The organism is Shewanella sp., from assembly GCF_041630135.1.
Classification (GTDB): domain Bacteria; phylum Pseudomonadota; class Gammaproteobacteria; order Enterobacterales; family Shewanellaceae; genus Shewanella.
Genome location: NZ_JBFKLW010000051.1, coordinates 21078 through 30696, shown reverse-complemented (window position 1 = coordinate 30696; position 9619 = coordinate 21078). Strand labels below are relative to the sequence as shown.

11 protein-coding genes are annotated in these 9619 nt (G+C 50.2%); all 11 read right to left on the bottom strand.

The window, feature by feature from the left end; all coding sequences use genetic code 11:
- On the bottom strand, nucleotides 1-1709 hold a 1709-nt coding region (locus ABYK60_RS13670), incomplete at its 3' end, for a flagellar biosynthesis protein FlhA (RefSeq protein WP_372872573.1).
- A gap of 179 nt (nucleotides 1710-1888) precedes the next feature.
- Nucleotides 1889-3022 (bottom strand): flagellar biosynthesis protein FlhB, encoded by a 1134-nt coding sequence (gene flhB / locus ABYK60_RS13665; RefSeq protein WP_372872572.1) that lies wholly within the window; start codon nucleotides 3020-3022, stop codon nucleotides 1889-1891.
- Nucleotide 3023: 1 nt separating this feature from the next.
- The gene (fliR, locus tag ABYK60_RS13660) at nucleotides 3024-3812 is read right to left on the bottom strand and encodes a flagellar biosynthetic protein FliR (RefSeq protein WP_372872571.1); all 789 of its coding nucleotides are present in this window, start codon (nucleotides 3810-3812) and stop codon (nucleotides 3024-3026) included.
- Nucleotides 3812-4081 (bottom strand): flagellar biosynthesis protein FliQ, encoded by a 270-nt coding sequence (gene fliQ, locus ABYK60_RS13655; protein WP_372872570.1) that lies wholly within the window; start codon nucleotides 4079-4081, stop codon nucleotides 3812-3814. The genes fliR and fliQ overlap by 1 nt, the downstream gene beginning before the upstream one ends.
- A 7-nt stretch (nucleotides 4082-4088) precedes the next feature.
- Nucleotides 4089-4823, bottom strand: coding sequence for a flagellar type III secretion system pore protein FliP (fliP, locus tag ABYK60_RS13650; RefSeq protein ID WP_372872576.1), 735 nt, complete (start codon nucleotides 4821-4823; stop codon nucleotides 4089-4091).
- On the bottom strand, nucleotides 4823-5191 hold the full coding sequence (gene fliO / locus ABYK60_RS13645) for a flagellar biosynthetic protein FliO (protein ID WP_372872569.1): 369 nt from the start codon (nucleotides 5189-5191) through the stop codon (nucleotides 4823-4825). The genes fliP and fliO overlap by 1 nt, the downstream gene beginning before the upstream one ends.
- Before the next feature lie 27 nt (nucleotides 5192-5218).
- Entirely contained in the window at nucleotides 5219-5593 is a 375-nt protein-coding gene (fliN, locus tag ABYK60_RS13640; protein ID WP_372872568.1) for a flagellar motor switch protein FliN, read from the bottom strand.
- Between the two features lie 11 nt (nucleotides 5594-5604).
- On the bottom strand, nucleotides 5605-6633 hold the full coding sequence (fliM, locus tag ABYK60_RS13635; RefSeq protein ID WP_372872567.1) for a flagellar motor switch protein FliM: 1029 nt from the start codon (nucleotides 6631-6633) through the stop codon (nucleotides 5605-5607).
- 40 nt (nucleotides 6634-6673) lie between these two features.
- On the bottom strand, nucleotides 6674-7198 hold the full coding sequence (gene fliL, locus ABYK60_RS13630; RefSeq protein WP_372872566.1) for a flagellar basal body-associated protein FliL: 525 nt from the start codon (nucleotides 7196-7198) through the stop codon (nucleotides 6674-6676).
- 63 nt (nucleotides 7199-7261) lie between these two features.
- The gene (locus ABYK60_RS13625; RefSeq protein WP_372872565.1) at nucleotides 7262-9055 is read right to left on the bottom strand and encodes a flagellar hook-length control protein FliK; all 1794 of its coding nucleotides are present in this window, start codon (nucleotides 9053-9055) and stop codon (nucleotides 7262-7264) included.
- A 119-nt stretch (nucleotides 9056-9174) separates the two neighbouring features.
- Nucleotides 9175-9618 (bottom strand): flagellar export protein FliJ, encoded by a 444-nt coding sequence (fliJ, locus tag ABYK60_RS13620; protein ID WP_372872564.1) that lies wholly within the window; start codon nucleotides 9616-9618, stop codon nucleotides 9175-9177.
- Nucleotide 9619 lies beyond the last annotated feature (1 nt).

The following is a 9619-nucleotide window of genomic DNA, read 5'->3' as shown; positions in this document are numbered from 1 at the left end:
GGACCATACTCCAACAGGGTTTGGACTATGGTACGCAAATCCCGGACAGATACGCCTTCGTTCAACAAATTCTGCATGACCTTCACAACATTGCCCAATGACATCACATCGGGAATGAAGCTATCGACCAGTTTTGGAGATTGTTTGGCAAGAATATCTATCAATTGCTGTGCTTCTTCATAACCCAGAAGCTTGGATGCGTTGTTGGTCAATACCTGACTGATGTGAGTGGCCACTACGGTGGATGCATCCACCACTGTGTAACCCAGAGTCTGTGCATGTTCTTTAAGTTCTGGCGCAATCCACACCGCTTCCAGTCCAAAGGCGGGATCGCGGGTCACTACTCCGTCGAGCTGGCCAAACACCTGACCCGGATTAATGGCAAGCTCACAGTCGTGACGGATTTCAGCCTCTCCTACCACTACCCCCATAAGCGATACGCGGTAAGTGCTTGGTGCTAAATCCAAATTATCGCGAATATGCACCGCAGGCACCAGGAAGCCAAGCTCCTGAGACAACTTCTTACGCACCCCCTTGATACGGGAAAGCAGCTCACCGCCCTGGCCCTTATCCACCAGCGGGATTAAACGATAGCCAACTTCCAGACCGATAGTATCTACATGGCGTACGTCATCCCAGCCAAGCTCCTTGGGTGAATTATCCAGTTTGTCGGTGCTGCCACTGGCGGCCAGCTCCAAAGCTTTGGCTTTGCGTTTTTCAATCCGTTTATGCAGAAAATAAGCGCCACCAGCGGTTGCCAGTGCAAACGACAGAAACGCCACATGTGGCATGCCAGGCACTATCCCCATCACAAACAGCACGCCGGCGGCGATGGCCAATGACTTGGGATTGTCAAACATCTGGCTCATCACCATGCCACCCATGTCGCCTTCTTCATTCTGGCGCGTCACCATAAGTGCGGCGGCGATGGATAACAACAACCCGGGGATTTGCGCGACCAGACCGTCACCAATGGTTAATAGGGTGTAGATTTCGACCGCACTGGAAAAGTCCAGCCCGTGCTGAACCATACCAATAATGAAGCCACCAAGGATGTTAATAACCAAAATCAAAATACCTGCGATGGCATCCCCTTTCACAAACTTGGATGCACCATCCATGGCTCCGTAGAAATCAGCTTCCTTGGTCACTTCAGCGCGGCGAGTACGGGCTTGATCCTGATTAATAAGGCCTGCATTAAGGTCGGCATCGATGGCCATTTGTTTGCCGGGCATGGCATCCAGGGTAAAGCGGGCACTTACCTCGGAGATACGGCCGGCACCCTTGGTTACAACGGCGAAGTTAATGATGATAAGGATCAGGAACACCACCAGACCAACGGCATAGTTGCCACCGATGACGACTGAGCCAAAGGCTTCAATGACCTTACCAGCCGCATCAGCGCCATTATGACCTTCCAGCAATACTACCCGAGTGGACGCCACGTTCAGCGCCAATCTGAGCAAGGTAGCCACCAGCAATACGGTAGGGAAAGCAGCAAAATCGAGCGGACGGTTACTGTAGATTGCGACCAGTAACACTACCAGCGCCAAAGCAATGTTGAATGAAAACAGCACGTCGAGCAGAAATGCGGGCATGGGCAACACAATCATTGCCAAAGCAGCAAGCACCAGAGCCGGAGTCCCCAGTCCCTGCAGATTTGCCGGTTTTATTTTTTTGATTTGCCCAAGCTGGCCCATTACATCCATTCGACATTACCCAGAAATTGACACTTTGCAGCACAGAAGCAAGTTTCAAGCCAATGTCTGATTCAAAAAGGCTGCAGGGACAGTCTTCTCAAACAATCTCCACGACAGGAAAGGATACATAACCCGATTGGTAAAAAGCAGGATTCAGACTACAACCGATGCAGTTCAAAGAAGGAAGATCAGTACTTAAACTCATCCGGAATAGGCTGTTTCAGAGGAATGGGTGTGGGTTTACGGCCGCGACCTTTACGGTATTGCCTGAGCTGGAATACATAAGCCAGTACTTGAGCTACCGCAGTAAAGAGCCCTTCCGGCACCTGCTGATTAAGCTTGGTGGAATGGTAAATAGCTCGTGCCAGTGGGGGAGCAGAAACAATGGCGACATCGTATTCCCGTGCCATTTCTCTAATCTTAAACGCAACAGCATCCACGCCTTTGGCTACCACAAAGGGGGCAGAAGATCGTTTGGCATCATATTTAATTGCCACAGCATAATGCTCAGGGTTCACCACTATCACATCAGCTTTTGGTACTTCGGCCATCATACGGCGCATGGCAATCTCACGCTGCATTTGCCGCACCCGTCCCTTTACCTCAGGCTTACCCTCGGTGTCCTTATATTCATCCTTTACTTCCTGTTTGGTCATCTTCAACTGCTTCTTGTGATTCCAGATTTGAAACGGCACATCGATGGCCACGATGATCAATAAAGAACAACAAAGAAGCAGAAACATCCACACCAGCAAATCCAGTGCGTGGTACACATTCGACGGCAAGTTTTCAGTTGAAAGATGAATGATATCTTCAAAATAAAAAGACAACAGCACATATGCCGCCAGTGCAACCACTGAAAATTTAGCAATGGCTTTGGTCAGTTCTACCAGCGCCTGTACGCCAAACATTCGCTTGAACCCGGCTATCGGGCTCATTTTGCTGCCTTTCGGGATCAAGCCATTGCTGGAAAACGTGAGCCCCCCGAGAATAATGTTACCGGCGAAAGCGAGTGCAGCTAGCACCAGCACCAGCCCGAGCACGGGCAGTACCAGCTCCCTGGCAATGGGCATCCAGATATTAAGCATGGAATTTGGGTCGAAAATCTGCACCCTACTTTGGGTAAAAGCCAACGACATCACATTGTGCAGCGCCTTGGCAAGGCTTGACCCCATCATTAAAAAGCCGACTGCAGCCGCCAGCAGCACAGCCGCTGTACCCAATTCTTTGGAGCGGGCGACCTGTCCCTTTTCCCGGGCTTGTTCAAGTCGCCTTCCCGTGGGCTCCTCTGTGCGTTCCTGACTGGTATCGTTCTCTGCCATATCAATTCACCTGGCATTGCAGATGGGTGATATCGCAAAGCAATACCTGTGCCGCTTCCCAGATCTCATGGAAATGGGCCATCACAGGCGCCAGGGTAAGCCAAAGAATGAACAGACCGCTTATCATCACCACCGGAAAACCAATGGCAAAGATGTTGAGTTGCGGCGCAGCACGGGTCATAACCCCGAATGAAAGGTTAATCAGCAACAGCGCCACAATCGCTGACAAAGACATGGTAAGGGCTGCACCAAACATATAGCTGCCCCACATCGCCAGACTATGGTAACTCTCCACGCTGATGCCGGTAATGGACACCGGCAGCGTATCAAAACTCATCACCAGCATACGGATCATCACTAAGTGGCCGTCGACAGCGAGAAATATCAACGTGGCCAACAGCAAAAAAAAGTTACCCAAAACCGGCGTTTGCTGACCTGAGCCCGGGTCAACCATGAAAGAAAATCCCAGACTGGTTTGCATACCTATGATTTGCCCTGTCAGCACAAAAATCTGCATCATCATCAAAGCAACAAGGCCCATAGCAACACCAATCAGTATTTGCTGAGCACTGATGAATACTGAACTTAACGCAAATAGCTCACCATCAGGCATAGGTGGCAACATGGGGCTGATAGCAAAAGTCACAGCAACCGAAAGCAGCAAGCGCACTCTTACTGGTGTGGTGTTGGCTCCAAAAACCGGCATTACCATGAACATGGCGGAAATCCGGAATAACGGCCACAGATACGCCTTCAGGGTTCCCATCAGCGTATCAAGCAATACATCCATCAGCCGACAACCTGAGGAATGAGGTGCACCATCTCCATAAAGAAATCCATCATGGTGCGCACCAACCAATGGCCGGCAAACATTAAGCCAAACAATGTAACCAACAGGCGGGGAAGAAAACTCAAGGTTTGTTCGTTAATGGAAGTTGCGGCCTGAAACACGGCGACAAAAAGCCCCACTATCAACCCTGGCACAATAATCACCGATACCATCATCACAATAACGGCAAGGGCTTCACGGAAAATATCAATCAGGGATTCAGGCGTCATGGGCGTTTCAGGTCCCGAAGCTGTTGGCCAGAGTCCCCATCACCAGGGTCCAGCCGTCAACCAGCACGAACAGCATTATTTTAAACGGTAATGAGACAATCATAGGTGACAGCATCATCATCCCCATGGCCATCAATATGCTGGCCACCACCAAATCTATCACCAGAAAAGGAACAAACAGCATAAAGCCTATCTGGAATGCGGTTTTCAGCTCGCTGGTTATGAATGCCGGGATCAACACTGACATCGGAGCCTCTTCCGGGGTTTTGATATTGTCGTAACCGGAGATATTCACAAAAGTTTCTAAATCAGTAAGCCGTACCTGCGCCAGCATAAAAGCCTTCAAGGGCTCTTTGCCCCGATCAAACGCCTGATCTATGGTCAGGGTTTCATCCATATAAGGCTTCACCCCCTGTTCGTATATTTTGTCAAATACAGGTGCCATGATGAAAAAAGTCATAAACAGACTGAGACCAATCAGCACCTGATTGGATGGAGCCTGCTGCAACCCTATCGCCTGTCGCAGCAATGACAGGGTAACAACAATGCGGGTAAATGACGTCAGCATGATAACCATGGCTGGCAAAAAGCTCAGCGCCGTCATCAGCATCAAAATTTGCAGTGTAACTGAGTATTGGGTACCGCCGTCCGGGGTGGTGGTAACAGTTACGGCTGGCAGCACCCCATCAGCGGCAACAGACGGCATTGCCATCATAGCCAGCATTACCAGTACCAGACGCATCATGATTGTTTATCCTTAGCGAGTTTAAGACGCCCCGCAAAACTGCTGTCTGAGATGCTGACCGGCTTCTCCAGTTTATCTATCAAGGTGATCTGCTGGCTTGTCACCCCGACAAGGTACTGCTGACCATCGAGTTCAACCAGTACCAGTTTTTCACGTTGTCCCATGGGACTTGCAGCTAAGGTCTTAATCGCTCCGCCGCTGGCAGGAACCAAATTCAGCCGGCGCACCACATAGGCCAACACAAATATCACCACCAGTACCAAAATCAGCCCCCCCACCATACTGGCAAGCGTCGTGGCATAGCCCTGAGAAACGGCGGTTCCGGCCGATGATGATGCAGCCAGTGAAAGTAGGGTTAAAGACACGCAGGCGCCCTCACTAAAATGATCAGTTTATTTGAGCTTTTTAATCCGTTCCGTCTGGCTAATCACATCGGTAAGACGAATACCAAACTTGTCGTTTACCACTACCACTTCACCATGTGCGATAAGGGTTCCGTTGACCATAACATCCAGAGGTTCCCCAGCCACCCGATCAAGCTCAACCACTGAGCCCTGATTGAGCTGTAACAGGTTGCGAATGCTGATAAAGCTGCGACCCACTTCCATTGAAATGGTAACCGGGATATCCATAATGGTATCCAACTTGGCAACCTCTTCACTGGTCAGTTGTTTGGTTTCGTCTTTTAACTCTTCAAACTCGGCGACCTGGGCTTCTTCCAGTGCCTGCTCGGCCATTGCTGCGGCCCAATCATCTTCGGTACTCATTTCAAATTACCTTACAGTTCATTGATATCTCGAGCTTTTCCTTTACGAGTTACTAATTGCAACTCGGTTTTAACCGTTTCAGGACGAGGGATCTTCTCACAAATTTTCAGAGCCAATTGCTCACGGGACTTACCCAGCTTACAGCGGTAAGTCGGCAAATCTTCAATTTTCATCAGTACAAATTCAGGCAACTCAACCGGTATCACATCACCGGCACGCAGTTCCATCACATCACGTAAGCTGATTTCGTGCTCAACCAGGGTGGCATCGAACCCTACTTCAACATCCATGATTTCATCCTTCAGCGCCTGTGACCAGCGCATGTCGGTGTCCTGTTTGTCGCTTTGAACACCGGCATCAAGCAGTTCGCGGATGGGTTCAATCATCGAATAAGGCATGGTGATGTGGAAATCACCACCACCGCCGTCAACTTCAATGTGGAAAGAATTAACCACCACAACTTCCGTGGGGCTGACAATGTTGGCCATGGCGGGGTTAACTTCAGCGTCCAGGTATTCAAATTCCACGTCCATTACCGGCGCCCAGGCATCTTTGTAATCTTCAAAGATGATTTTCAGCAGCAACTGCACGATACGTCGCTCTGTCGGGGTGAATTCACGGCCTTCAATTTTCGCGTGGAAGCGGCCGTCGCCGCCAAAGAAGTTATCTACCAGGATGAAAACCAGACGGGCTTCCATGGTGATCAACGCTGTGCCTTTCAACGGCTGAAAACGCACCATGTTCAAACTCGTTGGCACAAACAGCGTATGCACATACTCACCAAATTTGAGCATCTGCACGCCATTAATGGACACCTCTGCGGCACGACGCATCATGTTAAACATGCTGATCCGCAGGTGACGGGCAAAACGCTCGTTCACAATTTCCAGGGTGGGCATCCGGCCACGGACGATCCTGTCCTGAGAAGAAAAGTCATAGCTACGGGCGACCAGGCCCGCTTCGCTTACATCTTCTTCTTCGACATCGTCAACGCCATGGAGTAGCGCATCAATCTCGTCTTGGCTAAGTAAATCCGTCACAAATTTGCCTTATTCATTTGTTGTAAAAGGACAATTGTCACTATTGCATTACAAATCCGGTGAAAAGTACTTTTTCGACCACTTTTCTTCCGGTCACCGGTTGCAGAGTATTTTGTACATTAAGTAATGCCAGCTGTCTCAGCTCGTCTTTACCCGCCTGAGTAGACAACTTTTGCACATCACCACTGCTGAACGTGGTTAACAGCGCATCTTCAATCAGAGGTATGTGCTTTTTAATCATCACATCATCATCAGCACCACGCACCATCAGCTGTACTTTGATTTCAACCAAACGGCTGCGCGGCTGGCCCGGCAGGTTAAACAAAAAAGGCCGTGGCATAGCGACGTAAAAAGCCTCGCGGGTGGTACTGTCTGAGCTCTCTTTCCCTGCTTCTTGCTGCTCTGCAGTTTCACCTGCGCCAGAGGCGTCATCAGATGACCCCATAAAAAGCCAGCCGCCGACACCCAATAACGCAACAACCACCACACCGATGATGATAAACAGTGGCTTTTTACTCTTCTTGCCGCCTGTTTCTTCAAGTTGTAGAGATTCTTCTTCTGCCATCGGCTATTCCTTTAAGTCGGTGGCCACTCCGGCCATATCAGGATAAGACTATAGGTTACCTGCTCAGGCGTAATAATCTATACCCGAAGCATAACTAGTTGTCTGATTTACGCTTAATTGTAACTCTTCTGCTGGAATTTCATCCATGGCAGCAAAATGTTGTTCATCACTTCGCTCAGAACCCGATTGCCCCCCACCTCGCTTCTCGTGGGAAACCTGACCATCAGTGAGCTCCATACCCTGATGCGCCAACAATTCTCTTAGTCTGGGCAGCGCCTGCTCCACAACATCTTTGGTTTGCTGCGCGCTCACATGGAACTGAACCTGCGCCTCACTGCCCTGTACCTGAATGCGCACCATCATCGCCCCCAATTCAGGCGGGTCGAGGCGTATCTCAGCCTGTTGAACGCCGTCTTTTACCATGGCAATGAGCTGGGCATTCATAACTGGCGCAAACCGGGCAACCATATCGGCTGTTGTTACCTGTCGCTCAGCGCCATGTCGCAGTGAAAGTTGAACCTGCATGACTTCGCCGCGCTGGGGCTGACTATGCCTCAATTCAATACCCGATGCTGTCGGCGCTTCCACCGTAACACTGGCCGGTTGTTTTTGGACTGCGACAGAGCCCAAATCTTTAATACTATCAGCCAGCTGAGCATCTGAAACCTCGGTTAATGCATCAGCAGGAAGTGCTGTTGCTTCCGCATTCCCGGAAACCATATTAGCTGTCACAACGGATGTCAGCGGTTTCTGCGGATTGGTATTCTCAGGAACTGCCATTTGCAACGCAACTGATGCGGGCTTACTCAATACATCCTTGGCGTCTTTGGCATGCAGGGTATATTTGGCCGCCAACTCAGTATCCGCAACTTCGTTTGCCGGCACCAACACTTTCATTTTTTCGGCTCCAGCCAAATCCGAAGCCCCGCTTACAAGTGACACTTTGGTGCCATCCTGATGTGTGCTTGCCAGATTGTCAGGCAATGACAGGTCTGCATCAGAAGTTGGGGCAAACTCTCCAGCTAACGCCAGTACAGCCTTATCGAGTTTCGGGACTGCTGTAGGCGCTTTATTCATCGCATCAATCAGGACTGCTAACCTCTGAACCAGTCCATCCGCCTTTGGACTACCCGCAACAACGGCACTGGACACATTGGCGTGAGATTGGGCAGCCAATGCTGCTTTATCGCTCACCGAACTCATTACCGCCCCCGACAACGCCAGAATATCAAGGGCTATCTTGAGCTCTGGCGCATCATGCAGCAATTTACTGAAGCTTTGCTGATCAAGACTGGACAACGCTTGCGGATCCATCCCCAGCAGTTCGGACACCTGAGCCAACATCTCGGGTTCGGCCTTATCGATGAGCCCTGTAAACATGGCGAACATCTCACTCTCAGAGAGGCCATCCTGCTTACTTAATGCTAACTGCTTCAACTCATCAAGAAACGGCAGCATGTCGACAATTTCCATATCCCCCTGAAGTACATCAGTACCACCACTGCCGGGCGGCAAGATTTCGCCGTCGATGCCAATATCGCTGGAGGCGGGAAATTGACGGGAAAACTGAATTTGGGCAAAGACTGAGGAAACATCCTGCAAATCATCACCACCGAATTCCTGCTCCGGGAGGTCAATACTTTTCGATGTCGACTCATCAACAACTGCATTTTTTGTGTGGCTGACAAGCTTCTCAGCATCTTGCCCAGCCTCATCATAAGCGTTTGTTTTAGAAATAATTGACTGAAAACTGACACCATCAGAAGCACCATTGAAGTCCACTTCTGCAGAAGCGGTTCTGGCGGCACCCTGAGACTTATCAGGACTGCCCAAAAGCACATTCAGGATTTGTTGCATCTGCACTCTCCCATATTTGGCAGCCCGTCTTGCCGGGGACAGCCATCAAAGCTGTTCAGCCTGAAATTCATTGATAGGTAAAATGACAGCAAATGCTGTGCCAACAACTGTTACATGGTTTACGACCGCCGCCGGATAAACTGCTGCATTGCGAATTCATCTGCCAACTTTTGCTCCTGACGCAGCGCTACCGCCTCACGTTTGTCGGTCTTATGCTGCAACAGCAACTCAACTGCTTTGCGTTTTTGCTGGCGCTCCAGCCACCCCTGGCGTCTGTGAGCCAACTGTTTGTCAGCGCTTTGAACCGCCTGCACCTGCTGGGCAATCGCCTGATCGATTTGTTTGATAAAGCGATGAAATTGCTGGTAGGCACTGGCACCGATATTGGTACCTTCTTTGGCGGCAATCTGGCGCATATAGTCGAGGCGATAATGATTAAGTGCATCCAGCTGCTGCTTGAGTTTACCCAGATCCAATTGCGCCGCCCGCAGTGCAAGGGCGGCCTGTTCTTCAGCTTCCTGTGCCAGTTTCAATACTGTGAGTAACGGGTCTGGGCGCGCCATG

Bases quoted from the DNA above. Each gene is read 5' to 3' on its own strand.
- fliQ (WP_372872570.1), bottom strand. From the start codon at position 4,081: ATGACGCCTGAATCCCTGATTGATATTTTCCGTGAAGCCCTTGCCGTT.
- fliR (WP_372872571.1), bottom strand. From the start codon at position 3,812: ATGGATGTATTGCTTGATACGCTGATGGGAACCCTGAAGGCGTATCTG.
- flhB (WP_372872572.1), bottom strand. From the start codon at position 3,022: ATGGCAGAGAACGATACCAGTCAGGAACGCACAGAGGAGCCCACGGGA.
- fliL (WP_372872566.1), bottom strand. From the start codon at position 7,198: ATGGCAGAAGAAGAATCTCTACAACTTGAAGAAACAGGCGGCAAGAAG.
- fliP (WP_372872576.1), bottom strand. From the start codon at position 4,823: ATGCGTCTGGTACTGGTAATGCTGGCTATGATGGCAATGCCGTCTGTT.
- fliN (WP_372872568.1), bottom strand. From the start codon at position 5,593: ATGAGTACCGAAGATGATTGGGCCGCAGCAATGGCCGAGCAGGCACTG.
- ABYK60_RS13625 (WP_372872565.1), bottom strand. From the start codon at position 9,055: ATGCAACAAATCCTGAATGTGCTTTTGGGCAGTCCTGATAAGTCTCAG.
- fliJ (WP_372872564.1), bottom strand. From the start codon at position 9,618: ATGGCGCGCCCAGACCCGTTACTCACAGTATTGAAACTGGCACAGGAA.